Origin of the sequence: Bdellovibrio bacteriovorus (genome assembly GCF_002208115.1) — a bacterium.
GTDB classification, from domain to species: domain Bacteria; phylum Bdellovibrionota; class Bdellovibrionia; order Bdellovibrionales; family Bdellovibrionaceae; genus Bdellovibrio; species Bdellovibrio bacteriovorus_C.
This window is the reverse complement of record NZ_CP020946.1, coordinates 18404-44879: the sequence shown is the minus strand read 5'-3', so window position 1 is coordinate 44879 and position 26476 is coordinate 18404. Positions and strand designations below refer to the sequence as shown.

The window sequence follows — 26476 nt, the reverse complement described above, 5'->3', positions numbered from 1 at the left end:
GGAAGAGGCAGGCACTAAGCCTGCAGCTTCTTAGCTTTCTCGATAGCGTCTTCGATAGTACCAACCAGGTAGAACGCCTGCTCTGGAAGAGCATCGTGTTTACCATCAAGGATCTCGCGGAAACCTTTAACAGTGTCTTTGATATCAACATAACGGCCTGGCAAACCAGTGAACTGCTCAGCAACGAAGAACGGCTGAGACAAGAAACGCTGGATCTTACGAGAACGGGAAACAACCAGTTTATCCGCTTCAGACAATTCGTCCATACCCAGGATCGCGATGATATCCTGAAGCTCACGGTTACGCTGCAACAACGCCTGAACGTCACGAGCGCACTTGTAGTGCTCTTCACCGATAACTGTTGGATCCAACAAACGGGAAGTGGAAGTCAACGGGTGAACCGCTGGGAAGATCGCCATAGCTGCGATATCACGATCCAAGTTTGTCGTAGCATCCAAGTGAGTGAACGTGGTTGCCGGAGCTGGATCCGTGTAGTCATCCGCTGGTACGTAAACCGCTTGAACGGAAGTGATGGAACCTTTTTTAGTGGAAGTGATACGCTCTTGAAGAGTACCCATCTCAGTGGAAAGAGTTGGCTGGTAACCAACCGCTGAAGGGATACGACCCAACAATGCGGAAACTTCGGCACCCGCTTGAGTGAAGCGGAAGATGTTGTCTACGAAGAACAATACGTCCTGATTTTCAACGTCACGGAAGTACTCAGCAACAGTCAGACCAGTCAAAGCAACGCGCGCACGAGCTCCAGGAGGTTCGTTCATCTGACCGAACACCAGGGAAGTCTTGGCCAAAACGCCAGACTGTTTCATCTCTTGCCACAAGTCATTACCTTCACGAGTACGCTCACCAACGCCCGCGAATACGGAGAAACCACCGTGCTCAGTAGCGATGTTACGGATAAGCTCCTGGATCAATACGGTTTTACCTACGCCGGCACCACCGAACAGACCGATCTTACCACCCTTTGCGTATGGAGCCAGCAAGTCAACGACCTTGATACCAGTCATCAACATTGCAGCGGCTGTCGCCTGATCTTCGAACTTAGGAGCAGTTCTGTGGATGCCCCATTGTTCTTTTGCGTTTACCGGGCCCATTTCGTCGATTGGTTCACCAACCACGTTGATGATACGACCCAAAGCTTCACGGCCTACTGGCGCAGTGATCTGAGTGCCCAACGCTTTAACTTTTTCACCACGAACCAAACCTTCAGTCTGGTCCATAGAGATCGTTCTTACAACACCGTCACCCAAGTGCTGAGCAACTTCAAGAACAAGGTTGAATTCAACGTCAGAGATAAATTTATTTGTTACACGCAGAGCGGAGTTGATCGCAGGAAGTTCCCCGCCTTCAAATTCCACGTCTACTACGGGACCCATTACCTGTTTTACTTTACCGAATGCCATTATTCAGCTCCCTATCCTTTAAGCGCTTCAGCGCCAGATACGATTTCAATCAATTCTGTAGTAATTTTTTCTTGTCTCAGTTTGTTGTACGTCAGAGTGAGTTTGTTGATCATCTCTTTCGCGTTGTTTGTCGCGTTTTCCATCGCGCTCATACGAGCGCCATGTTCACCCGCAACAGACTCGGACATACATCTGTAAACCTGAAGCTCGAAGTGCTTCTCAAGCAATTCTTTGATGATTTGCTCTGGAGCCGGTTCGAAGATCATGTCGACAGCAAAGTTGGAAGCAGTGTCAGCTTCTTTTTTGAAAGTCGTCATACCAAGATCAATTGGCAGAAGAGTTTCAGCCGTCACAACCTGAGAGATTGCAGATTTGAACTCATTGTGAACGATACGAACTTCATCGTATGAACCTTCGAGGTAATCATTCATCACGCGGTTGGCAACTTTGGAAGCCAGCTCATAGGAGATGTCTTTATCAAGCTTGGTGATGTAATCCACCGCTTTGATACCACGTCTTGCGAAGTAGTCATGACCACGACGACCCACGAACAGGAAGTCGATCTTCTCCAGAGAAGTCTTGTTGTTGTTGTAATAAGCTTCAGCGAATTTGTTGATATTGCTGTTGAAAGCGCCGCAAAGACCGCGATCAGAAGTGATAACAACAAGCAAAACATTCTTTACTTGTTCTTTCTTCTCCATCAACGGATGCGACACTTTATTGGTCACAGCGATATCCGCAATCACCTGACGCAAAGCCAGAGCATAAGGACGCATATTAACGATGTTATTCTGCGCCTTTCTCAACTTTGCAGCAGACACGAGCTTCATCGCCTTCGTGATCTGCTGGGTGTTTTTAGTGGACTCAATCTGAGCCCGGATATCCTTCAAGCTTGCCATTTAAGCACCAAATTACTTGTTAGAAGGTTGGAAGATAGCTTTGAACTCTTCAAGAGCTGCCAACAATGCTTTTTTAGTATCGTCAGCGATCGCTTTCTTCTCAGAGATCGTTTTGATGATGTCAGAGTGCTTGTTTTTCAAGAACTCGATCATCTCTTTTTCGTATCTCTTAACGTCTGTCTCTGGGTATTGGTCAACGAACGCGTTACCAGCAGCGAAGATCATGATGATTTGCTCTTCAACTTTTACCGGAGAGTACTGAGGCTGTTTCAACACTTCAATCAGACGACGACCACGAGCAAGCTGTTGCTGGGACGCCTTATCCAGGTCGGATGCAAACGCCGCAAAAGCTTCCATGGAACGGAACTGAGCAAGCTCAAGTTTCAGGGAACCTGCAACTTGTTTCATCGCTTTAATCTGAGCCGCACCACCAACGCGAGAAACGGATTTACCTACAGAGATCGCTGGACGCACACCTTTGTAGAACAAATCAGATTCAAGGAAGATCTGACCATCAGTGATGGAGATCACGTTTGTAGGGATGTAAGCAGAGATATCGCCCGCTTGAGTCTCGATGATTGGCAATGCAGTCAAAGAACCGCCGCCTTTATCAGCAGACAATTTGGAAGCACGTTCCAACAAACGGCTGTGGCAATAGAATACGTCACCTGGGTAAGCTTCACGGCCCGGAGGACGACGAAGAAGCAAAGACAACTGACGGTAAGCTTGAGCTTGTTTCGTCAAGTCATCGTATACGATCAGAGCGTGTCTGCCAGTATCACGGAAGTATTCAGCCATCGCTGTACCGGAGTAAGCAGCCAGGTATTGAAGTGGAGCTGGGTCAGAAGCGTTGGCCGCGATAACAGTCGTGTACTCAAGAGCACCCGCTGCACGCAGTTTTTCAACTACCAAGGCAACTGTGGATTGTTTTTGACCGATAGCTACGTAGAAGCACTGAACATTCAAACCTTTTTGGTTGATGATAGTGTCAACGGCGATAGTTGTTTTACCAGTTTGACGGTCACCGATGATCAACTCACGCTGACCACGACCGATTGGTACAAGGGCGTCGATCGCCTTGATACCAGTTTGAAGAGGCTCTTCAACCGGGTGACGGTAAACGATACCAGGAGCTTTTGTTTCAACGATACGGGAGTGAGGCGTGTTGATAGCGCCACGGCCGTCAATCGGGTTACCAAGAGCGTCTACAACGCGACCAAGAAGAGCTTCACCTACAGGTACGGAAACGATCTTTTTCGTTCTTTTAACTACGTCGCCTTCTTTGATGTGACGGTCTTCACCGAACAATACGGCACCAACGTAACCTTCTTCAAGGTTCAGAACCATTCCGTATACTTCGCCTGGGAACTCTACAAGTTCACCAGCCATTGCGTTTTCAAGACCATAGATACGAGCAACCCCGTCCCCTACGGAAAGAACGCTACCTGTTTCACTTACTTCAATCTTTTTGTTGTATTGATTGATTTGCTCTTTGAGAACGCGACTGATCTCGTCAGCACGGATTTGTGTTTCCATTGTTAGTTGGCTCTCCTGTTTAGTTCTTCATTTAATTTTTTAAGATGAGTGTCGATGCTGTCATCGAAAGTCCAGCCGCCTACAGTGGCAACCACGCCACCAAGCAGTTTGGAATCCTGTTCGTACGTCAGAACGATTTTCTTATTCAAAACTTTAGTGATTTTTTGTTCGATGTCTTTTTGAGCATCCGCCGCCAAAGGCTGGGCAGAACGAACCACTCCGCGAGTCACGCCATCTTCCAGATCCAGAAGGTCGCGGTAGGCGAAGGAGATTTGCTCAAGAACACCGAAGCGGTTTTTTTCAGCCAGAAGAACAAGTGTGTTCACCACTTCTTCAGACACACCTTTGCCGGACAAAGATGCTTTTACAGCTGCGATCTTCTGATCAGAACCGATCATTGGATTTTCGAAATAGTTTTTTACAGAGGCATCGCCCGCGAAGGACTTCACCAGCGCTTGCAGTTCTGCGTGCACTTGAGTGTGGATGCCTTTTTGCTTTGCTACAGCCAGAAGGGCTTTTGCGTATCTTTTGGAAATCTCGCTGACTCTCATCGGCTTACACTCCAACGTTGTTGATGAAATCTTTTTGCAGTTTTTGCTGATCGGAAGAACCAAGGTCCTTCGTCAAAACGATGCGGGCTGCTTCAACAGAGTCCTGCAGAAGCTGGGTGCGAAGCTCTTTTTGAGCGCGCTGAACTTCAAGACGTGCTGTCAGTTCGGCATCATTTTTAATACGTTTTGTAACGTCATTGGCTTCTTCAAGAATTTGCTTCTTAAGATCTTCAGCGTGAGTCTGTGCTTTGCGCAGGTTCTCTTCACGGGTCTGATCCAGATTTGCCAGTTTGTTTTTGATATCAACGAATTCTTTTTCAGCCTGCTCACGCGCAAACGCGGATTTCTGAGCCGCTTCCAGGTAAGCCGCTTTACGACCTGCAAAGAAGGACACGATGGCATCTTTAGTAAAGTAGATGATCGCCGCAAACAGGATCGTCAGGTTGATCGCCTGGAACATGATTGTGGAAGTTGGGATATGATTGTCACCGTGATGACCGCCACCTGCCGCGAATACCGCTGCTGGAGCCAGAAGTACCAATACATTCAAAATCAATTTCATATGCACTACTCTCTTTATTTGCCAAGAAGCTTGCTGGTGATTGCCATCGCTACAGAATTTGTCTGGGACTTCAATTCACCCGCCGCAGTTGCAACCGCACTGGTGATGGAGTTTCTGTTGTCCTGAACAAGTTTGTCCGCCTCTGCGCGAGCTTTGGAAACTGCAGATTCGTAATCTTTGGTCGCCTGAGATTTGGCCGCATCAATGATGGATTTCATCTGGCTGTTCAGATCACGGGTTTTTACTTCGTACTCTGTCTGCAACTCTACGGATTTGTTTTGATATTCAAGAGCAAGATCTTCGCCGCCCTTGGTTCTTCTTTCTCTTTCTTCCAATGCATGCGCATACGGACCGAAGACGACTTTGCTTAAAAAGATCAAAGCGATTGCGAAGAACACAAACTGAATGCCGGCCGTGGTATTGATACCTAGTTGTGCAAAAATGTCCATTTTGTTGAAATCCCTACTGATTTTTTGACCTTCGGGATTAGCATTGGGGGCCGGAACAGGTCAAGGCGAATTTCTAATTGATAATGTTCGCTGCCTAAGACTTAGGCATGTAGGACGCGCCCTCGAAAACGACGCCTTCGTCGATTCGCAGGCTTGGGGATGTCACGGTGCCTTTAAAGATGGCCGGAGGGTGCATGATAACCCTGCGACGGGCAAAGAGATTTCCCTCCACCCGGCCGCTGATAACGATGGTATCAGCTTCGATCTGGGCCGTTACAGAGGCCCCTTCGTTGATAACGATGGTATCCTTGGTAAAGATTTCCCCCTTAAAATCACCGCCAATTTGAACGGTCCCCTCGAAGCTGAGCTTTCCTTCGAAATGGGTCCCCTGGTCAAGGATTGCCGTCACATGACCAGTCAAAAGATCTTCTTGGTGTGCGGGGGAAAGGTTTACTGCCATCCTTCTTTAAGCCTATCTACCATATTGGTCAGTTCGTCATCGGAATAGAAGTGAATGGTGATTTTACCTTTTGAATTGGCATAATCAATGTTCACTTTCGTACCCAGCATTTTCTGAAGCTCATCGCTCAAACCAGAAATCAAACGCTGGGTTACATTAGAATCAAAAGTCGGTGCCTCTTCAACTTCCTCGTGACCTTTCACGACGGCTTGCACCATTTTTTCCAGCTTACGAACCGCGATTTTTTCGTTCACCACTTTTTTCGCAAATTCGATCTGCTTCTTTGGATCCTGCAAAGAAAGAAGAACCTTGGCGTGACCCACGGAAAGTTCGTTTCCAGAGATCATCTCTTTTACAGAGTCAGGCAAAGACAACAAACGAACAGCGTTGGCCACCGTTGCACGGTCACGACCCACCTTCTCTGCAACCTGCTGCTGAGACAGTTTAAACTCAGAAATCAGACGGGAGTAACCTTCTGCTTCCTCGATCGGGTTCAGATCTTCACGCTGAATGTTCTCAACAATCGCCAGTTCCAGCGCTTGTTTGTCATCGTAATTCTTAAGGATAACTGGAACTTCATGCAATCCCGCCAGTTGGGATGCACGCCAGCGGCGTTCACCGGCCACGATTTCCAGTTTCCCGGAAGCCGTACGACGAGCCACGATGGGCTGAAGAATACCGTTCTCTTTAATAGACTGAGCAAGCTCCTGAAGAGGCTCTTTCTCAAAAGTTCTACGAGGCTGGTATTGACCAGGTGAAAGCTTATCAATTCCCACTTTCCAGATTTTGCTCTCAGGGTCTACGGGAGGGGCGACGGGTGTCGCTGTTTGAGGAGCAGCCGCTGGAGCGGGAGTTGTAGCTACTGTATTATTAATAGATGTGGCAGCAGGTGCCTTCGGAGCTGCCGGAGCTTGTTCCGGAGCCGGACCACCCAACAAAGAGCCCAAGCCGCGGCCCAGGCCTTTTTTCTTGTTTGAGGATTCTACAGCAATATCAGACATTTAAATTCCCCTTCTTATGCCATTTGTTCTGTCTGTGGAGCCATTTCCGGCGTCACTTTTACTTCCGAGCGAGCAATCACTTCACGTGCAAGCTCTAGGTATCTGACGGCGCCGATGGATTTGCTGTCGTACTCGAAGATGGATTGTCCATGGCTTGGTGCCTCACTGAGGCGTACATTTCTTGGAATGATGGCGTTGAATACTTTCTCGCCAAAGTGGTTCTTAATCTCGGTCACTACTTGGTGACTCAGATTATTTCGAATATCAAACATCGTCAGAACGATGCCTTCGATATGCAGTTGAGGATTCAAATTCTTTTTGATTAGTCCCGCCGTATTCAAAAGCTGACTAAGCCCTTCAAGTGCATAGTACTCACACTGCAGAGGCACAAGGAAACTGTCCGCCGCATTCAAGGAGTTCAAAGTCAAAAGACCCAAAGATGGAGGGCAATCAATGATCACAAAGTCATATTGATCAGCCACTGTGGCAATGGCTTGCTTCAGACGGTACTCACGCTGCGGCATATCAACCAATTCAATCTCCGCACCCACCAGATCCGGATTAGCCGTGGATACTTGAAGGTTTGGATTGGAGGTCTTTTGAGTAGCCTCGGTCAGAGTTTTTTCGCCGATGAGTACGTGGTAGCTATTCGCATCCTGGCTTTCGTATCTTTTGATACCCAAACCGCTGGAGGCATTGCCTTGAGGATCCATATCGATCAAAAGAACTCTTTTTCCAAGAGACGCCAAGGCAGAAGAGAGGTTCACAGACGTCGTTGTCTTACCAACACCACCCTTTTGATTCGCTATGCAGATTGTTTTTGCCATTTTTCCTCCTTGAGCTAAAAAAATCCTCCTTTTTGCGTGAACATTCAAGAATAAAGACCAGTTTTTCGCGCGCCGTCTTATGTTTTTCGCGTTTTTTGCCGATGTTCCACGTGGAACAACTGTATTTATGAGAATAATCACCCTGTTTCTTCTTACTTTCAGCCTTATTGCGTGCAGTAAGCCGGATCCAAATCCGGAACTGAAAGATCCTATATTCAACGACTATCAATCACAGCTTGGCGCCACTTCGGCCGCTCTTGAATCCGAGAAAAAGGGTCTTGAGGGATTTGAGAAGGAGTTGGCCGAGGTTGTTCCGCAAACAGGTCAGATTAAATACGCCCAGAAACGTGTGCGCGAATCCAAAGAAAAGATCACGCGCCTGGAGCAAGAGAAGCAGTATCTGGAGCTAAAGATTGAAGCCCGCCGAAAGGAAGCAAAGCGCTCCTACAGCAAAGCCTTCAAAAAGGGAGAGACTTGGCCTGATCCCCAGGAATGGGCGTCCTATCAGACCGAGCAGCGCTTTAGGAATGCCAAAAAAAGCTGGGACGTAAAAGAAAGAATGAAAGAAGTCGGCCTAGGGGAAGAAAAAACCCCCGAACCAGCGGCCGGGGGTCATCATTAGCGTCTTTTCGGATGTTCCACGTGGAACATCACGCGATCTTGTCTGTTTTCACCACTGAAAACTTAATAGCCCCGATCGGAAGCTTGTATTCCCCCACGAGCGACGGCGTCCATACGGAACAAAGCTGGGTCGGAATATCTCCCACTTCAATCCCCCACTCCTCGCTCTTCAGGTGATAGAAAACACCGCCTTTAGGGACCACTTTACGGGTCATCATGATGGACTTGGAAATATTCGCCAGTCCGCGGGCCATCACATAGTTCATAGAACCATCCGGGAAAGACTCGATGGTTTTGTTCTCGACCGTCACGTTAGAAAGCTTCAAAACACCCGCCATGTGGGTCAGGAACTCGCACTTCTTCTGATCGACCTCAACAAGGACTACTTGCACCTTGGGATACAAAAGAGCGAACACCATACCCGGGAAACCGTTGCCGGACCCCAGGTCATAGACTTTATCTAGGTTAGGATTGGATTTCATAATGGCCTGAGAGGCCAGGATTGAATCGGCAAAATGAAGAGCATCCGCCACAAAAAGCGTCTTGGCTGAAATAAGATTCAGCGTTCGATTAAACTTCAATAGCTCTTCATGGTAGGTCTTAAGTCGAGCTCTCAGATCTGGACTTAGATCAGGGAACCACTCATCAATGCGCCAGTATACTATCGGTGCTGCCTGTTCCTGATTGTCCTTCAAGCCCCATCTCCTTGATCTTTTTATGACCTTTTAGATGGATCATTATAGCCTGAATAGCGGATGGATTAACACCACTTATCCGCTGAGCTTGACCTAAGGTACGGGGCTTAACGCGTTGCAGCTTATCCTTCTCTTCATTGGAAAGACCCCGGATTTCACCATACTCCAGCCCCTCTGGAAGGAGCATTTCTTCCAGGCGTTTGGACTGAGTGATCAGGTCCATCTGGCGTTTGACGTAACCCGAGTACTTCACCTCAATTTCGACCGGCTCAACCACATTCGGATCCGGATCCAGCTCAAAATTTAGCAATTCCAGGTGTGAACTCGTTAGCTCAGGACGACGCAGCAACTCTTCGAAAGTTAAGGACTTCGACATAGCTGGAGTCGGGATTGTCGCCAGAATAGCCTGAATATCTTTGGTTGGATAAAGCACGGTGTTCTTCAAACGATCATGCAAAGTCTGACGGCGGGCACGCAAGTTCGTTAAAAGCTCAAAAGACTCTTCGGAAACAAGACCCAGTTGGCGACCCAAGTCACTCAACCTGTCGATAGTATTGTCTTCTCGCAAAACAAGTCTGTGCTCTGCGCGCGAAGTGAACATACGATACGGTTCGCGCGTTCCTTTCGTCACAAGATCATCGATCATCACACCCATATAGGCCTGATCACGACTCAAGATAAATTCCTCGCGACCCAAAATACTGTGAGCCGCATTGATACCCGCAATCAAACCCTGCGCCGCCGCTTCTTCATAACCGGAAGTGCCGTTGATCTGACCTGCCAGGAACAATTGACGAATGGTTCTGGTTTCAAGGCGATGCCAAATCTGGGTCGGCTCGATATAGTCATACTCCACCGCATAGCCGTAGCGTGCGACTTTCACGTTCTCAAGACCCGGGATGGTTTTTAAGAACCGATCCTGAACATCTTCCGGAAGACTGGTGGAAATACCCTGCAGATAAATCAAATCCGTGGAAAGACCTTCCGGCTCCAGGAATGTCTGGTGGCTGGTTCTTTCTGCGAAACGAGTGATTTTATCTTCAATCGAAGGACAATAACGAGGACCCACACCTTCAATAATCCCGCAGTACATAGGGGATTTATCCAGGTTGCCCCGGATGATGTCATGGGTTTCTTCCGTCGTGCGAGTCAGGTAACAAAGCACCTGGGGAAGTTTCAATTTATCAGAGGAACGGAAGCTGAATGGATAAACTTTTTCATCCCCGGCTTGCGGAATGGTTTTAGACCAGTCGATGGAATCTTTCAGCAAACGCGCCGGAGTTCCGGTTTTAAGTCTTTTGACTTCAAAACCGAACTGCGCCAATTGATCAGACAGACCGATCGAAGGTTGATCCCCCACGCGGCCGCCCGCTTCTTGGCGAAGACCAATATGCATAACCCCGTTCATGAAAGTTCCGGTGGTGATGATAGTCGCTTTACCGAAAATCTCAGAACCATCCTGCAGAACCACGCCCACACACAGATCCTTTTCCAGAATCAGGCGTTTTACTTCCCCTTGAAGAACCTCAAGGTTAGGCTGGTTGTACAAGGCCTCTTTCTGGAATTGAGAATACAAGTGCTTGTCGTTCTGAACACGGGTGCCGCGAACCGCGGGACCTTTCGAGGCATTCAAGCGTTTGTACTGGATGCAGGTTTCATCAGCTGCAACACCCATCTGACCGCCCAGCACATCGATCTCGCGAACCATGTGTCCCTTGGCAAGTCCCCCGATGGACGGGTTGCAACTCATATAACCGATACGATCCGTATTGGTGGTCACCATCAGGGTGTTCAAACCCAGACGCGCAGAAGACAGACACGCCTCAATACCCGCGTGGCCGGCACCGACAACAATCACATCATATTTTTTGTTAGCCATAATTATTTCCCGATACAAAACTCTTTAAAGACCCGGTCCATGATCTGATCATCAAACCGTTTCCCCAAAGTTTCGTGGATCGCAATGAGAGCTTCTTTAAACTCAAGAGCCAAAAACTCAGCACCTAACCCTTGCGCCACGACTGATTGTGAACGTTGGGTGTTTTCAAGGGCGCGGGAAAGATTCTCGAAATGACGGGCATTGGAAATCAGCACTGTGTTTTCCACCTGCAAATCGGCGAACTCTTTCACCAGGTCCTTAAGCACCTCAGAACGCACCTTTTTATCAAGAGCGCTGACAAAGAACACCCTTCTTGTGAAGAAAGCCCCAGGGTCTGTCAGTTTTTGGAAAAATTTACTGTTTTTCAGTGTTTTTTCGACAGTTTCCAGGGGTTTAGACCCCCCTATTTTGTCGGTTTTATTGGCCAGAATATAGGTTTTTGCCGGGTCCAAAGACTCCAAAATCTGCAGCTCTTCAGCTCCCAGGCCCTTTTCGATGTCGTAAACAAAGAACACCACATCGGATTCATTCTGCGCTTCATAGCTTTTCTGGATACCAATTCGCTCCACCAGATCAGTGGCTTCATCACGAAGGCCGGCGGTATCCACGAAAGTGAACTTCACGCCCTCAAAAGTCGTATCACCGTGAATCACATCCCGCGTGGTTCCTGGGATGTCCGTCACAATGGCCCGTTCGTCTTCCAGGAACAAGTTCAGCAAACTGGATTTACCCACATTCGGAAGACCGGTCAGAACAATACGGAAACCATCCTTCAACAGACGGCCCACCTTGAAAGTGGCCACCAGTTCCTTCAGACCCGCTTCGATTTTCTTCAGACGAACCTGAATGACATTTTCTTCGATGACTTCAATGCCCTCAGTGGAAAAATCAATACTGGCTTCGGCGTGCGCCAGAATCCAGGTCATATCATCTTCGATTTCTTCAAGCTTGTGGGAAAGAGTCCCCTTAAGCTGGCGCAGGGCCAGTTTGGCGGCTTGCTGGCTTTGGGATTCGATCAAAGAAAGAACGGATTCCGCCTGAACCAGATCCAGCTTCCCGTTCATAAACGCGCGGAAAGTAAATTCCCCGCGATCCGCCGGACGAGCACCCAGATTGACTAATTGATTCAAGATTGTTTGGCAGATCAGCGGGCTTCCGTGGCAGGAGATTTCAATAACTTCTTCACCGGTGAAAGAACGGCCTTCTTTGAAGTAGGTTGCCAGAACCTCGTCAATCTCATCGCCTGACTGGGAGTTTTTCAGATTCCCGAAATAGACTTTGTGAGACTCAGGATGTGCCGGCAAAAACGGGCAGATTTTAGAGACGATATTTAAAGTCTGGGGCCCACTGACTCTGATAACAGAGATACCGCCCACTCCATGAGGAGTGGAGATCGCACAGATTGTATCCTTATCACGATCTCCGCGGATCATAGGCCCCACTTACCGCTCACTAGTCGTGCGCAGCTTCTTCCGCGCCACCAGCGGCATTGTTAGAGCCGCCTTTAGCTGGATAAATTTTGATTTTTTTGTAAAGACCATCACCCAAAGAGCGGCTTTTTACGCGCGGATCTTTTGCCAGGTACTGGTGAACAACTTTGCGGTCTTTCGGCGGAAGAGCTCTGTAGTAAACAGATTTCCCCTGCTCGATGCAGATCGCTTTCAGGTTTTCCGCACGCTCAATCAAAGCGTTCGCGGATTCATCACGGTACCCACCGCAGTCCACTGTGATATTTGTCTTATCTTCAGGGAAGTTGTGCTGGATCACGCGTTTTAAGAACAACTGGAATGCATCCAGCATCTGTCCTTTTTTGTCTTTCAGAATCTCTTCATCAGCGCCAGAGAACTGAACAGCCAAAGTTACGGAGCCGTCTTCTTCTTTCTCGGTCACGATCTCAAAAGACAGTTCAAACTGAGCTTTCTCGATGATCCCTTCCAAAGTTTTTTCAACAAGGGCTTCCACTTCGTTGTTAGCACCTTTGCTTTTCCCCCCGAAAAGCTTACTAAAAAAACCCATTATGCCTCCTATTTATAAATAAAAAATAAATCTAAAACTATCACCCAAAGACTAAGCGGTTACTGCTTTGGTCTTTGGCTCTCTCATGATCAGCCATTGCTGGATAATACCAAACAGGGTGCTGACAACCATATAAAGAGTCAGACCAGCCGGAAGCTGCAACATGAACAATGAGAACACCACCGGCAGGAATGCCATGATTTTCGCCTGAGTCGGATCCATCGTGCTTGGAGTGATCTTCTGCTGAATATACATGAAGATCGCCATGGAAACCGGCAACACATAGAACTTGTCATGAGAGCTCAGGTCCGTGATCCACAGGATGAATGGAGAATTATAAAGCTCGATGGAGGAACCAATCACGCGATACAAGGCGAAGAACACCGGGATCTGAAGCAGCATCGGCAGACAGCCACCCAGGGGGTTTGCGCCGTTTTGTTTCATCACGGCCATCATTTCCTGGTTCAAACGCATTGGATCTTCTTTGTACTTTTCACGCAGACCCTGAATGATCGGCTGAACCTTTTGCATCGCCTTCATGGACTTGAAGGACATGATATTGAAAGGCAATACACACAGACGAACCAGCAAGGTCAGGATGATGATTGCAAAACCCCAGTTGCCGACAACCGAGTGAGCGGCTTTCATCACATAAAGAAGCGGACGGGCAATAAAGCCGAAGAAACCAAAGTCGATCAGGCTTGCCATTTCCGGATCCACCGCTTTCAAAGCGTCGATGGATTTAGGACCCGCATAGAAGACTTCAGAGAAAGTCATTTCAGACTTCACGGAAGCTGGCTTGTAAACCAGTTCCGCCATCGCGGTTTTTGTGTTGATCTGAGCGTTTAGTTTTACTTCCGGCATGATTTCGGACTTGTCCAAAATAGCCGCTGCGAAGTACTGGGAGCTTACAGAAACAAGAGATGTTGAAGGGAAGTCTTTTACCACGTCCTCTTTAGCACCGCTGAAATTCACGGTGTCGTGTTTGCCACCGTTATGAGTGACAAAGAAATCCTGGTGTTCATAGGAAGGGAACAGGAAAGAAGTGGAAGCCTGAGTGTGGATGGATTCCGGGATCAACAAAGAGAAGCCTTTTTTGAAGTCTTCAGTCGGGTTGGACACGGAGATTGTATTGGTGAAAGAGGAAGTATCAGCATTGAACTTCATCTCACGCTTGATCACCGTTTCACCCACGTGCGCGGTGCCGACATAGTGACCTGGAGCCTGTTCCGCCACATCAAATGCCAGAGGTTTTGAGTCCCCTGCCCAGCGCATTTCAAAAAGACCATCAGTGTTGGAAACTCCCAACTTGATATTGTTCTTTTCTTTATCCTGGTAGTTGTTGATGGTGTAACCCTTCAAACCCATACCAAAGCTGGTCATAACAAATGACACTTTGTCGTTTTCGAAGTGGAATTCTTTCGCCGTGACCGGCGCTTCCACGATTTCAGATTTTGTATCGACGGTGTTTGCTGTGGCAGCAGGAGTTTCAGAAGTGGTCGTAGCAGTTGCAGATTTCTGCGTTTGTTCGGTCTGAGTCTTAGGTTTGTTATAGTCAGGATATTTTTTGCCGAGGTAAGTGTTCCATCCGTAATAAACGATAGCTACGGCGGCCACGGCAATAAGTGTTTTGGGATCAAAGAATGACGGGTTGTTATTCTTTTGTTGCATTGATTACTCCCTTTGCAAGAGGAACCGGATCATAACCATAAGGTCCTCCCGGTCGGCACTTGCAAACCCTTTTGGTGATTAACCAAATGGCTTTGTGTGTATGATGAGTCTTAATGGCTTCGAGTGCATAGGCAGAACAACTTGGTTCGAATCGACAGGATCCACCTAAGTGAGTCGTCCCGATGGTTCGGTAAGCCCCGATGAAAACCCATAAGATGTACTTAAAGGTGTTTTCGTAGAGTTTCCAAACCACGGTCCATAGCTTTGACAAATTCCTCATGACTGAGACCTTTGTAAAAGTTTGCTTCCATAGGTTTAAAGATAAGATTGATGTCGGCTTCAAGGGTTTGTCCCGCCACAAGGAAGCTGCGGAAATACTCTCTGGTCCAACGCTTGAGTTTATTGCGTACGACGGCCGATCCAGTCTTGCGACTAGCGGTAACGCCAAAACGCAACTGACCTACCTGGTTTCTCTGATAATTCAGAAGCAACCACTTTGTAGGCCAGTGTCTTTTACCCGATTGTTTTAGAGAGAGAAATTCAGAGCTTCTCTTAATAACTTGCGCGGAATTATTTTCCACCAGTAGAAACCGTCAGACGCTTTCTACCTTTAGCGCGACGACGATTTAGAACTTCTTGACCGGCTTTAGTAGCCATACGAGCGCGGAAACCGTGTGTGGTTTTACGACGTTTATTAGATGGTTGGTATGTACGTTTCATAACTATCTCCCCAGGGTTTTTTTACGACGCTAAATGACGTCAAAGACACCTATATATGTATTCCACAAAGTTGGTTCCAACTAGATACGTGGGGCATTAATAAAGCACATTGCGACATGAAGGTCAACTGTTGAAAACTTCAGCTCCCCTTGTTAAGAGGACGCAGCGCTTGAGGGGAATCACGTGGAATTAAACTCGTCTTTTTGGACACTTATCAAAACAAAGATGAAAAGCCGGAACGACAACAATAAGTTGTTGGATACCTGGCTTGATCCTATTGAGTACGTGAGCACCACGGGCTCTGCGGATCGTCCCCGCCTGGTCTTGGGAGTCCCCAATGCCCTTCATCAATATTTCGTGATCGAGAACCTGCAGGATAAAATTTATACAGAAATTTCAGATACTTACGGTAAGCCGTTTGAGGTCGAGTTCAGTATTACGGGGAACAAAATAAATTCTCATATTGAGACATCCACAACCCCGGATGAGGTTTTAAGCGGTTCTGAGATCCTCCAGGCCCAATTGGCGCGTGCTCAGAATATCCAGCCTACTCAACCAAGGTCCAGTTCCGACACTTTAAACTCGGAGCTGACGTTTTCGACCTTTGTCGTGGGAAAGAACTCTGAGTTTGCCCATGCCGCCTGCTTTAACGTGGCCAGAAACCCAGGGGCTGACGATTACAACCCCCTCTATATATACGGACCGGTGGGAATGGGTAAAACCCACCTTCTGCACGCCGCTGGAAACCATATTCGCGAGCAATATCAGCAGCTTAGAATTACCTATATCTCAGCTGAACGCTTCATGAATGAGTGTATTTCCGCCATCCGCCGCCACGAAATGGATAAATTCCGCCAGAAGTACCGCGAAAACTCGGACATTCTGCTGGTGGACGACGTTCAGTTCATCGCACGCGGTGAGGCTGTTCAGGAAGAGTTTTTCCACACCGTGAACAGCTTTATCGACAGCCGCAAGCAGGTCATCCTGGCCAGCGACCGCATGCCCAAGGATATCCATGGCCTTGAAGACCGCAGTCGCACCCGTTTAGAGCGGGGCCTGATCGCAGATATCACCATGCCGGATCTGGAAACCCGTATTGCGATCCTTCGCTACAAGGCAGAAAAGTTCAACGTGCGCCTTCCAGAAGACGTCGTGAACTACATAGCCAGAATATCCAAACGTTCCATCAGAGAGCTTGAAGGCAATCTGAAGAAGGTGAAGATGTTCTCTGAGCTTCAGGGTCTGCCGATTGATCATGAACTTGTAAAGCGCATCTTGGCCCACCACGAAACCCAAAGCACGATCTCGGTTGAAGAGATCATGAAGCTGGTGGCGGATCATTTTAAAGTGCGTGTTTTGGATCTTAAATCATCCACCAGAGCCAAGCCGATTGTCGTTCCACGTCAAATCGCGATGTATCTGATTAAGAAGTTCCTGGATAAATCTTTGGTGGATATCGGCAAGTCTTTCGGGGGCAAAGATCACACAACTGTGATGAATGCTCTGGAACGGGTCAAGAATCTACAGGCTTCTGACCAAGATATCGCCAAAGATATCGAAGACTTGGAGCAAAGAATCCACAATATCACAGGGGTGTGAATGTGGACTGTGGAAAGGGTTGTGGAAGAACTTGGGGCTTAAAATGTGGATCCAAGTTACCCCCAAAAAAGGCTCTAAAACTGCAAAGTTGTACAGAGTCTTTATCCACAAATGTTTTTTAGTGTTTACATGGACTTAGGGGATTTGTTAGGTTTTCCACGCCCCTACTACTACTACTAGATATTTATATATATAGAATTAGATAATAAGAGGGTTCTTAAAAGAGGGTCTTATGAAATTAGAAATTGATAAGCGAGATCTGTTAAGTCTTATCGGAAAAACCCAGAACATTGTTGAGAAGCGCAACACCATGCCCATCCTCATCAACGTTTTGTTGGAAGCTGATCAGAACACATTGAAGGTTTTTGCAACCGACCTGGAAGTAAGCCTTACCGATCAAATCAAAGTTCAAGTTCATCAGGCCGGCAAAGTGGCGGTCAGTGCAAAAAGTCTTTTCGACATTGCGAAAGAACTTTCTGAAGGTCCAATCACTTTGATCAAAAAAGAAAACAACTGGCTTGAGATCAAACAAGGGAAATACACATCCAAGATTGTGGGTATCTCTGCGGAAGAGTATCCGATCTTCCCTACTTACAACTCTCAGGCGTTTATCAAGATTCATGCACAAGTGCTGAAAGAGATGATTGATAAAACAATCTACTCTGTTTCCACCGATGAAACCCGCTATCACCTGAATGGTGTTTTCTTTGAGTTGAATCCTCAAAGCGGTTTCAAAATGGTGGCAACGGACGGTCACCGCATGAGCTTGGTGAACAAACCTTCCGAGGACATCAAGGTTAACGCCACTCAAGGCGTGATCATTCCGCGCAAAGGTCTGCACGAGATTAAAAAAATTCTTGAAAGCATCGACGGCACTGTGGAAATAGCTGTGGAAGGCTCTCAATTCGTATTGAAACATTCATCAACAATTCTGATGATTCGTTTGATCGAAGGAAAGTACCCGAATTATCAACAGTTTATTCCACAGAAGCTTCCGCAAAAAGTGATGATCAGCCGTGATGCGTTCCTGACTTCACTGAAACGCGTGTCCCTTTTGGCGAATCAAAAATCCAAAGCGGTACTGTTGAATCTTTCCAACGGCCGTATGGAGATTTCTTCGAACAATCCGGAACTGGGTGATGCGAAGGAAGAGATCGAAGTGGATTACATGGGTAATGAAATCAAAATCGGTTTCAACGCCAAGTACATCACCGACATCCTGACCAGCATGAACCAGGATAAAATTGATTTCGAACTGAATGATCATCTTTCACCAGGATTGATGAGACCTCACAACGACCAGACTTACACCTGCGTTGTGATGCCAATGAGAATCTAATGATTTTCGAAAGACTGCGTCTGGTTAATTTCCGAAATTATCGGGACGTGGTTTTGTCCTTCTCTCCGCGAGTGAATGTTTTCCTCGGAGAGAACGGACAGGGTAAAACAAATCTCCTTGAGGCGATGTACATGATCTCTCAAGGGGACTCCTTCCGCTACTCTGACAACTCCACCCTGATCAACTCAAACACTTCCGAGTCGGTTATCCAGGCGCTGATTACTCAGAACGATCTTCATTACAAACTAAAATTAGGCCTTTCAAAAAGCCGCAAGGTTCTAACCCTGAACGACAAGCGCGTGAACTCGGCCGACATCCGCAAAATTTTTGCCAGCGTGGTGTTCAGTCCGGAAAGTCTTTCTTCGATCAAAGAGGGCGCTGATCATCGCCGCGAACTGGTCGACGAGCTGCTGGTGACATTTGACCGAAAAAACGCCCAGTTGATCGCCGATTACCGAAAAGCGCTGAAAACGCGCAACAAGATCCTTAAGAACTTTTTAGAGGGTTTGCAGGATAAAACGGTCACCGAGAACCTTTTGGAGTCTTTAAACCCCCAATTTGTGCGTTTAGCGACCGATTTGACCCATGCCCGCATCACCGCTTTGCAGGGCCTTTCCAAAGACTTCAATAATGCCATGCAATACATTTCTGGCAATTCCACTGTGGATATCTCGGTGGAATACCTTGTTTCCGATCAAAATGCGGTGAGTTTCACACGTGAAGAAGTCGAAAATGCAATCACAAAACGACTTCGTGAACTGCATGATGCGGAGCTCTCAAGCGGGACAAGTTTGGTGGGTCCTCATAAGCACGATATTGTGTTCCTATATGGTCAAAAAGACTCACGATTTTTCTGTAGCCAGGGGCAGCAGAGAGCGATCATTCTTTCTTTCAAAATGGCCCAAATTGTGTATCATAGGAAGGCTCACGGGACCTATCCTGTGCTGATGTTAGACGATGTACTTTCTGAGCTCGATAAAGCCAAAAGAGATGCACTGATTACGTTCTTACACGAGATCAATACGCAGATTTTTGTGACGACGACGGATTTCACATTGCCTGAATCATTCAGCCTCGATCAGCTCCGCGTGGTGCGCATCAAGGATGGCCAAATCCTTGAGTAGCTCCCGGCAGTTTTCAACTGCGGGAAATGATGAACGCGACACCTTCGAAACTGTCGAGGGGTATGCAAAGCAATGAGGGGTTCCAGTGTCAACAGAAGAACAAAAATCCTATTCGGCCGATTCAATTCAGGTTCTAGAAGGTCTCGAAGCAGTTCGTAAGCGTCCCGGGATGTATATCGGGGACACCGCTTTCAAAGGTTACCACCATCTTGTGTATGAAATTGTGGATAACTCCGTAGACGAACACTTGGCCGGCTACTGCAAAAAGATCAGTGTCTCCATCAACGCCGATGAATCCATCACTGTCGAGGATGACGGCCGTGGTATTCCTGTTGCGACTCAGAAACAAACTGGTAAATCCGCTCTTGAACTGGTTATGACCGTACTTCACGCCGGTGGTAAATTCGACGGTGGCGGTTACAAAGTGTCCGGTGGTCTGCACGGAGTGGGTGCTTCCGTTGTGAATGCCCTTTCTGACCGTGTGTCCGTGGAAGTTCAGCGTGACGGTCACTTCTGGAGACAAAACTACGAGCGCGGGAAAATCCTGGCGCCGGTGGCCCAGGGTGAAACCACCACCAAAACCGGCACGAAAGTGACTTTCAAACCGGACCGCACCATTTTCAAAGACGAAACTCTGAGCTACGACTTCACCACTCTTGCCAACCGTTTCCGTGAACTGGCGTTCCTGAATGCGGGCCTGCATATCTCTTTGACCGATGAACGCAACGGCAAAAAGCAGGACTTCCAGTATTCCGAAGGTGTGGCTGAATTCGTGAAGTACATGAATCAGTCCAAAAAATCCCTGCACAACGAAGTCGTTTACTTCAAAGGTGAAAAAGACAACGTCGATGTGGAAATCGCGATGCAGTGGAATGATTCCTACTCTGAATCCATTTTCACTTATTGCAACAACATCAACACGCATGAAGGTGGTACTCACCTTGTCGGCTTCCGTGCCGCTTTGACTCGTACAACGAATGCGTATGCGACTGAAAAAAATCTTCTGAAAGATCTGAAAGCCAACCTTGAGGGTGAAGACATCCGTGAAGGTTTGGCGGCCGTTATCTCCGTGAAAGTTCGCGAGCCTCAGTTCGAAGGTCAGACCAAAACCAAACTGGGTAATGCCGAAGTTAAAGGTATCGTCGAGGCGATGGTGAATGAAAAGCTGGCCGACTGGATGGATCGCAATCCATCGGTAGCAAAAAACATCATCATGAAGTGCGTGGAATCCGCGCGTGCCCGTGAGGCGGCCAGAAAAGCCCGTGATCTGACTCGTCGTAAAACCGTTTTGGATGGCGGCTCGCTGCCAGGTAAAATGGCGGACTGTCAGGAACGTGACCCGGCTCTTTGTGAGCTGTACCTGGTGGAGGGTGACTCCGCAGGTGGTTCCGCAAAACAGGGACGCGACCGTCGCACGCAGGCGATTTTGCCTCTAAAAGGTAAAATCCTGAACGTTGAAAAAGCGCGTTTTGACAAAATCATTTCCTCTGAAGAGATCAAAGTCATCATCTCTGCTTTGGGTACCGGTATCGGTAAAGACAATGTGAACGTGGATAAAATCCGTTATCACAAAATCATCATCATGACCGATGCTGACGTCGATGGATCCCACATCATGACTTTGCTTTTGACGTTCTTCTATCGCCAGATGCCACTGGTGCTTGAGCGCGGTTATGTGTATATCGCCCAGCCACCTTTGTACCGCGCGAAAAAAGGCAAAGAGGAAACTTACCTGAAAAATGAAGCAGCTTTGACCGAGTATCTTCTGAGCTCGGGTCTTGGTAACTTCAAAATCAAAGGCAAGGAATCCCTGCCGGAAAAAGATCTGCGCCAGTTGATCCTAAACATCCAGCGCTTCAACGATCTTCTGCGTGTGTCCTCTAAAAAATACGACAAGGACGTTTTGTACTTCCTGCTAAGCAAAGTGTCTGATTTTGAAAAGACTTTTGCTGATAACAAGAAAATGGAACAGGTTCTTACGGACCTAGGTGCCTGGATCAATGCCGATCAGACTTTGGGTATCACTGAATACAAAGGTGAAGTTAAAACCGAGGCTGAAACCGGCAAAGTCTATGCTGACATCTACACCGTTCGTTACGCAGATCGCATGACGACCAAGTTCAGCCTGGATAATCTGCGTTCTTCTGAAATCATCGAGCTTAGAAAAATCTGGGCTGATATTCAGGCGATCAGCACTCTTCCGTTGACCATCCTTGAAGGTGACAACGAAGTTCAGTTTGAAAGCTACAACGAATTCTATACACACGTGATGGAATCCACGAAAAAAGGCATCTACATCCAGCGCTATAAAGGATTGGGAGAGATGAATCCGGAGCAGTTGTGGGAAACCACTCTGAACAAGGACAACCGCACTTTACTGAAAGTGACCATCGATGATGCGGTAGCCGCGGATGAAACCTTCTCCATCCTGATGGGTGAAATGGTTGAACCTCGTCGTCAGTTCATCCACGACAATGCTTTGCTTGCGCGCAGCCTGGACGTTTAATTTTTTAAGGGATTTGAAAGTTTATGGAAAATAATCAAGAAGAAAAAGGCGTCACGTTAGTTGATATCAGCAAGGAAATGCGCGGAGCTTATCTGCAGTATTCCATGTCTGTGATCGTGGGCCGTGCCCTGCCGGATGTTCGTGACGGTCTAAAGCCGGTTCACCGCCGTGTCTTGTTTGCTCAAAGTGAAATGAACAACCGCCACAACAGACCTTACCTGAAGTCTGCCCGTGTGGTCGGCGACGTGATCGGTAAATATCACCCGCACGGTGATGCTTCCGTTTACGATACCATGGTTCGTATGGCCCAGGATTTCTCCCTGCGCTATCCGCTGGAAGATGGCCAGGGGAACTTCGGTTCCATCGACGGTGACTCTCCGGCAGCCATGCGTTACACCGAGATCCGTCTGACAGCTCTGGCAGAAGAGCTTCTGAATGATCTGGAAAAAGAAACTGTTTCTTACGGTCCGAACTACGATGACTCTTTGCTGATTCCGACGGTTCTTCCGTCGAAGTTCCCGAATCTTTTGGTGAACGGTTCTGCGGGTATCGCCGTGGGTATGGCGACCAACATTCCTCCGCACAATCTGGGTGAGGTTATCGACGGATGTATCCATCTGATCGGAAATCCTGACTGTCAGATTGAAGACCTCATGCAACACATTAAGGGTCCGGACTTCCCGACTTCAGGTGTGATCGCCGGTCGCGAAGGCATCCTGCAGGCTTATAAAAAAGGCCGCGGTATTGTGACTATCAAAGCGGTGGCTGAAATCGTTCAGGTCAAAGACCGTGAAGAGATCATCATCACCGAAATCCCATACCAGGTGAACAAAGCCAAGCTGATTGAAAGCATGGCGGACCTTGTTCGTGATAAACAAATCGAGGGTATTTCTGACATCCGCGACGAATCTTCCCGAGAAGGTATGCGTATCGTTGTTGTTCTGAAGCGTGGTGAAAACGCCAGCGTTATTCTGAACCGACTTTACAAGTACACTCAGATGCAGACGAGCTTCGGTATCATCATGCTGGCCCTGGATGCCAAAAACCAGCCAGTGACCTTCGACTTGAAAGGCATGCTGGAAGCGTTCGTGGATCACCGTCGTGACGTTGTTACGAAACGCTGTATCTTCGAATTGAAAAAAGCCCAGGAGCGAGCGCACATCCTGGAAGGTCTGAAAAAAGCCCTGGATCACATTGAAGAAGTGATCAAAACCATCCGTGCTTCCAAAGAGGCCAACGCCGCTCGTGAAGCCCTGATGTCGAAATTTGAATTCTCAGAAAGACAGGCTGTTGCGATCCTGGAAATGCGTTTGCAGCGTCTGACAGGTTTAGAGCGTGACAAGATCATCGCTGAACTGGCCGAGTTGATGAAACAAATCGACTGGTTGAAATTTGTTCTTTCTGATGTTCGCGAAATTTACAAAATCATCGTGGGCGAACTGGAAGACCTGAAAAAACGTTACGCCGATCCAAGACGCACCCAAATCACGGGTGACCTGAGCGATCTGGAAGACGAAGACCTGATTGCCGACGAACAAATGGTTGTGACTGTGACCAACACAGGCCTGATCAAGCGTATCCCGGTTGAAGAATACCGCGTGCAAAAACGTGGCGGTAAAGGCCTGAAAGGCATGGAAACCAAGGAAGAAGACTACGTTACAGACATCTTCTCTGCGAGCACCAAAACCATGCTGTTGGTGTTCACTGATAAAGGTAAAGTTTACTGGTGTAAAGTTCACCGTCTGCCTTTGGGCACCAGAACTTCCAAAGGGAAGTCTTTGGCGAACGTGGTTCAGCTTTCCAACGGTGAAAGCGTTCGTGCGATTCTGCCGGTGAATGAATTCAGCGAAAACAAATACGCAGTGATGCTGACTGAAAAAGGCGTTATCAAGAAGACATCTCTGGATGCCTTCGCGAACCCAAGAACCGCAGGTATCATCGCATTGACCACCGATCTTGATGATGGTGTTATTGATGTGAAGATCTCTGACGGTCAGAGCGATATCTTCATCGCGACCAAAGAAGGTATGTCCATCCGCTTTAACGAAGCAGATGTGCGTGAGATGGGTCGTACCGCCCGCGGTGTGAAAGCGATCACTTTGGCAAAAGACGATATCGTGGTGGCGATGGAAGTTCTTGAAAAGAACACCAAAGACACCATTCTGATGGTGACTTCCAAAGGTTACGGTAAACGTTCTGAAACAGGCGAATACCGCATCCAGTCCCGTGGCGGTGTGGGTATCATCACTCAGAAAACAACCGACAAGGTTGGTGTGGTTATCGGCACGAAGAAAGTCGCTGACAACATGGAGCTTATTCTTTCCACCGATAAAGGACAGGTTATCCGCATGAAAGTGACGGACATCTCGGTCCTGGGCCGTAACACTCAAGGTGTGCGCCTGATCAATATCGACGAAAAAGATGAGACCGTGACTGGCGTGGCGGTTGTGGCTGAAGACGATACGGCGGCGGAGGAAACTCCGGCTCCGGAAGGCGCGCCTCACTAACATGATCAGAGCCTTGCTGGTCGTCCTAGTCTTGGCTCTGTCCGCCTGCTCTTCGCAGGAAGAGGCGGACTTTAAACAAGCTCAAAAATCCATAGCCCAGGGTCATCATCGAATCGCCCTGGGTTATCTGGATCGGGTCATCAAAAGAAACAGCGACAGCAAATTCCCGCTGGAAGCCGCCCGCGAAGCCGCAAGAATTTCATTCTTCGAAATCAAAGACTTCAATAAAGCCATCAACTACCATCATTACATTGTTCTGCATTCAACCGATGAGGCGGAACGCCTTGAATCCCAGAAGCAAATCGCCTCGATTTATTTCAACAATCTGCAGAACTATCAGATGTCGATCATTGAATACAGCAAACTGCAACAGATGCCTCATACGGATCTGGAGGCGGCCCAGTATAAGATGAACGTGGCCCGTGCGCAGTACTATCAGAACAACTTCTTCCAGGCTGAATCCGAAATCGACTCTTTATTGAAACTAAAAAGTGACGACAACATCCGCTTTAGTGGTCTGATGCTGAAGGGTAATATCCTGGTGGCGAAGAAGGACTTCAAGAATGCTGCCGCGATCTTTAAGGAACTCATTGATAAGTATCCGGACAAAGCTGTTCAGGAAAACGTCGCCCTGACCCTGGCAGTTTGTTATGAGGAAAATCTGGATTTCAAAAGCGCCATTGCTGTGTTGGAAGAGCACCGGGGCAAGTACAACCCTCCTGAGTATATCGAACTGCGTATCAAGCGCCTGCAGGAGCGTATGAAGAACGCTCCGGGAGCGAAAGGGTTCAGGAAGTAATGAAAAAGTATATAATCTTTGCATCCATCGGCTTTGAACTTGTCGGTTTGATCCTGGGATGTTTTTACCTTGGCCAGTATCTTGATCAGAAGTATCAAACCAAGGGTCTTATCTTTGCCGGATTAAGCCTGGCGTGTTTGGTGGGCTGGCTGGTCAGGGTCGTCTGGTTGCTGAATCGAATTCAGAAACAAGATGAGAAAGAATCAGAATCCAAGAAACCACCCGGGACGCCATGAAATATGTACTCGCCATTCAAGCCCTCACCACCCTCCTTGGGGGCGTCCTTCTAGGGCTTTTTGCCGCACCACAACAGAGCTATTCCTTCATTTCAGGCGCTTTAGTCATTTTGGTGAGCTTTTTCCTGATGGGATGGGCTTGGGGATTGATCTTCAGTAAGAAATTGGTTGCCCTAGCTATCGGGATCATTGTATTTAAGTACGCGATTTTAGGGATTATTATCTTTAAGCTTGTAGACCAAATCTGGTTCGACACTTTGTGGTTCGCACTAGGGGTCGCAAGTTTTATTCTTTCAGCGCTCGGATATGCGGTGAAAGAAGCCTTAAGAGAAGGAAAAGAAGATGTCATTTAACTGGACACAATTGGTTCCGGGTGTTGGTCACGAGTACGCACACGTTGCGACTCTGGGTATTGCCACTGTAGCAGCAGTTGGTATCGGTGCAGCTGCACGTGCTTCTCTGGGTAAAGGTGAAGCCGCTGTATTGCCAGCAAGCAAGTTCTCTTTGCGTGGTATCTTCGAGCTTCTGACGGAGATGACTTCCGGTCTGGCTGACATGGTTATCGGCGAGCACGGCAAACACTACATCCCGTTCTTTGCTTCCGTGTTCTTCTTCATCTTGTTCAACAACTTGTTGGGCATGATCCCGGGTATGACTCCGGCGACTGAAAACATGAACACCACATTCGGTTTCGGTGTGTTGATGTTCCTGTTCTATAACTTCCAGGGTGTTAAAGAAAACGGACCAATCGCTTACCTTAAGCACTTCATGGGTCCGGTTATTTTCCTGGCTCCGTTGATGTTTGTGATCGAGATCGTTTCCCACATCGTTCGCCCCTTCTCTTTGGGTCTTCGTCTTGCGAACGTAATGATGGGTGACCACACGGTTCTTTCCGTGTTCCTTGATCTGGTTCCAATCGGTGTACCAATTCCATTCTATGTAATGGGATTGTTCGTATGCTTTGTTCAGGCTTTTGTATTTACTTTGCTTTCAATGGTCTACGTGGCATTCGCGATTGCACACGATCACTAAAAGGCAAATTTTTAAACCATAAGGAG

The 26476-nt window shown here is 47.8% G+C and carries 27 protein-coding genes; 10 read left to right on the top strand and 17 right to left on the bottom strand.

Annotation, left to right across the window (positions count from 1 at the left end; genetic code table 11):
- Window positions 1-14: 14 nt before the first annotated feature.
- From atpD to B9G79_RS00195, 9 genes are all read right to left on the bottom strand, one after another.
- Complete coding sequence (gene atpD / locus B9G79_RS00235) at window positions 15-1421, bottom strand: F0F1 ATP synthase subunit beta (RefSeq protein ID WP_088563769.1); 1407 nt, start codon at window positions 1419-1421, stop codon at window positions 15-17.
- Between the two features lie 11 nt (window positions 1422-1432).
- Entirely contained in the window at window positions 1433-2320 is an 888-nt protein-coding gene (gene atpG / locus B9G79_RS00230; RefSeq protein WP_088563768.1) for an ATP synthase F1 subunit gamma, read from the bottom strand.
- Window positions 2321-2332: 12 nt separating this feature from the next.
- Window positions 2333-3856: a F0F1 ATP synthase subunit alpha gene (gene atpA, locus B9G79_RS00225; protein ID WP_088563767.1), complete on the bottom strand. Its 1524-nt coding sequence runs from the start codon at window positions 3854-3856 to the stop codon at window positions 2333-2335.
- 2 nt (window positions 3857-3858) lie between these two features.
- Window positions 3859-4407, bottom strand: a complete 549-nt coding sequence (gene atpH / locus B9G79_RS00220; RefSeq protein ID WP_088563766.1) for an ATP synthase F1 subunit delta — start codon at window positions 4405-4407, stop codon at window positions 3859-3861.
- 4 nt (window positions 4408-4411) lie between these two features.
- On the bottom strand, window positions 4412-4969 hold the full coding sequence (locus B9G79_RS00215; protein ID WP_232468916.1) for an ATP synthase F0 subunit B: 558 nt from the start codon (window positions 4967-4969) through the stop codon (window positions 4412-4414).
- A 14-nt stretch (window positions 4970-4983) separates the two neighbouring features.
- Window positions 4984-5418, bottom strand: coding sequence for an ATP synthase F0 subunit B (locus B9G79_RS00210; protein ID WP_088563764.1), 435 nt, complete (start codon window positions 5416-5418; stop codon window positions 4984-4986).
- 94 nt (window positions 5419-5512) lie between these two features.
- Complete coding sequence (locus B9G79_RS00205; RefSeq protein WP_088563763.1) at window positions 5513-5878, bottom strand: bactofilin family protein; 366 nt, start codon at window positions 5876-5878, stop codon at window positions 5513-5515.
- Entirely contained in the window at window positions 5869-6879 is a 1011-nt protein-coding gene (locus B9G79_RS00200; protein ID WP_088563762.1) for a ParB/RepB/Spo0J family partition protein, read from the bottom strand. The genes B9G79_RS00205 and B9G79_RS00200 overlap by 10 nt, the downstream gene beginning before the upstream one ends.
- Window positions 6880-6893: 14 nt before the next feature.
- Window positions 6894-7706: a ParA family protein gene (locus B9G79_RS00195; protein ID WP_038450418.1), complete on the bottom strand. Its 813-nt coding sequence runs from the start codon at window positions 7704-7706 to the stop codon at window positions 6894-6896.
- A 127-nt stretch (window positions 7707-7833) separates the two neighbouring features.
- On the opposite strand from B9G79_RS00195, the gene B9G79_RS00190 reads away from it, so the two are divergent.
- Window positions 7834-8328, top strand: a complete 495-nt coding sequence (locus tag B9G79_RS00190; RefSeq protein WP_232468913.1) for a hypothetical protein — start codon at window positions 7834-7836, stop codon at window positions 8326-8328.
- A gap of 28 nt (window positions 8329-8356) precedes the next feature.
- Here the strand turns inward: B9G79_RS00190 and rsmG are convergent, their stop codons facing one another.
- The 8 genes from rsmG to rpmH form a co-directional block, all read right to left on the bottom strand.
- The gene (gene rsmG / locus B9G79_RS00185) at window positions 8357-8908 is read right to left on the bottom strand and encodes a 16S rRNA (guanine(527)-N(7))-methyltransferase RsmG (RefSeq protein ID WP_232468911.1); all 552 of its coding nucleotides are present in this window, start codon (window positions 8906-8908) and stop codon (window positions 8357-8359) included.
- A gap of 64 nt (window positions 8909-8972) precedes the next feature.
- The gene (gene mnmG, locus B9G79_RS00180; protein ID WP_088563759.1) at window positions 8973-10901 is read right to left on the bottom strand and encodes a tRNA uridine-5-carboxymethylaminomethyl(34) synthesis enzyme MnmG; all 1929 of its coding nucleotides are present in this window, start codon (window positions 10899-10901) and stop codon (window positions 8973-8975) included.
- Between the two features lie 2 nt (window positions 10902-10903).
- Entirely contained in the window at window positions 10904-12334 is a 1431-nt protein-coding gene (mnmE, locus tag B9G79_RS00175; RefSeq protein ID WP_232468909.1) for a tRNA uridine-5-carboxymethylaminomethyl(34) synthesis GTPase MnmE, read from the bottom strand.
- A gap of 19 nt (window positions 12335-12353) precedes the next feature.
- Entirely contained in the window at window positions 12354-12917 is a 564-nt protein-coding gene (locus tag B9G79_RS00170) for a Jag family protein (RefSeq protein ID WP_088563757.1), read from the bottom strand.
- A gap of 51 nt (window positions 12918-12968) precedes the next feature.
- Window positions 12969-14588 (bottom strand): membrane protein insertase YidC, encoded by a 1620-nt coding sequence (yidC, locus tag B9G79_RS00165; RefSeq protein ID WP_088563756.1) that lies wholly within the window; start codon window positions 14586-14588, stop codon window positions 12969-12971.
- Entirely contained in the window at window positions 14572-14868 is a 297-nt protein-coding gene (yidD, locus tag B9G79_RS18550) for a membrane protein insertion efficiency factor YidD (protein ID WP_080559017.1), read from the bottom strand. Before yidD ends, yidC begins: the two co-directional genes overlap by 17 nt.
- Complete coding sequence (gene rnpA, locus B9G79_RS18545) at window positions 14810-15169, bottom strand: ribonuclease P protein component (protein WP_198298032.1); 360 nt, start codon at window positions 15167-15169, stop codon at window positions 14810-14812. The genes yidD and rnpA overlap by 59 nt, the downstream gene beginning before the upstream one ends.
- Window positions 15159-15308 (bottom strand): 50S ribosomal protein L34, encoded by a 150-nt coding sequence (gene rpmH, locus B9G79_RS00150; RefSeq protein ID WP_011166211.1) that lies wholly within the window; start codon window positions 15306-15308, stop codon window positions 15159-15161. The genes rnpA and rpmH overlap by 11 nt, the downstream gene beginning before the upstream one ends.
- A 183-nt stretch (window positions 15309-15491) precedes the next feature.
- On the opposite strand from rpmH, the gene dnaA reads away from it, so the two are divergent.
- The 9 genes from dnaA to atpB all read left to right on the top strand — a co-directional run bounded on the left by dnaA (window position 15492) and on the right by atpB (window position 26450).
- Window positions 15492-16907 (top strand): chromosomal replication initiator protein DnaA, encoded by a 1416-nt coding sequence (dnaA, locus tag B9G79_RS00145; protein WP_088563754.1) that lies wholly within the window; start codon window positions 15492-15494, stop codon window positions 16905-16907.
- Window positions 16908-17139: 232 nt separating this feature from the next.
- Entirely contained in the window at window positions 17140-18246 is a 1107-nt protein-coding gene (dnaN, locus tag B9G79_RS00140) for a DNA polymerase III subunit beta (RefSeq protein ID WP_088563753.1), read from the top strand.
- Window positions 18246-19370 (top strand): DNA replication/repair protein RecF, encoded by a 1125-nt coding sequence (recF, locus tag B9G79_RS00135; protein ID WP_088563752.1) that lies wholly within the window; start codon window positions 18246-18248, stop codon window positions 19368-19370. Before dnaN ends, recF begins: the two co-directional genes overlap by 1 nt.
- Before the next feature lie 85 nt (window positions 19371-19455).
- On the top strand, window positions 19456-21876 hold the full coding sequence (gyrB, locus tag B9G79_RS00130; protein WP_088563751.1) for a DNA topoisomerase (ATP-hydrolyzing) subunit B: 2421 nt from the start codon (window positions 19456-19458) through the stop codon (window positions 21874-21876).
- 23 nt (window positions 21877-21899) lie between these two features.
- Window positions 21900-24383 (top strand): DNA gyrase subunit A, encoded by a 2484-nt coding sequence (gyrA, locus tag B9G79_RS00125; RefSeq protein WP_088563750.1) that lies wholly within the window; start codon window positions 21900-21902, stop codon window positions 24381-24383.
- 1 nt (window position 24384) lies between these two features.
- On the top strand, window positions 24385-25182 hold the full coding sequence (locus B9G79_RS00120) for a tetratricopeptide repeat protein (RefSeq protein ID WP_088563749.1): 798 nt from the start codon (window positions 24385-24387) through the stop codon (window positions 25180-25182).
- Window positions 25182-25418 (top strand): AtpZ/AtpI family protein, encoded by a 237-nt coding sequence (locus tag B9G79_RS00115; RefSeq protein ID WP_088563748.1) that lies wholly within the window; start codon window positions 25182-25184, stop codon window positions 25416-25418. The genes B9G79_RS00120 and B9G79_RS00115 overlap by 1 nt, the downstream gene beginning before the upstream one ends.
- A complete protein-coding gene (locus B9G79_RS00110; protein WP_088563747.1) occupies window positions 25415-25771 on the top strand; it encodes a hypothetical protein in 357 nt (118 codons plus the stop codon). The genes B9G79_RS00115 and B9G79_RS00110 overlap by 4 nt, the downstream gene beginning before the upstream one ends.
- Window positions 25761-26450 carry a F0F1 ATP synthase subunit A gene (gene atpB / locus B9G79_RS00105; protein WP_088563746.1) on the top strand — a complete coding sequence of 230 codons (690 nt, stop codon included), beginning with the start codon at window positions 25761-25763 and terminating at the stop codon, window positions 26448-26450. Before B9G79_RS00110 ends, atpB begins: the two co-directional genes overlap by 11 nt.
- Window positions 26451-26476: the final 26 nt, after the last annotated feature.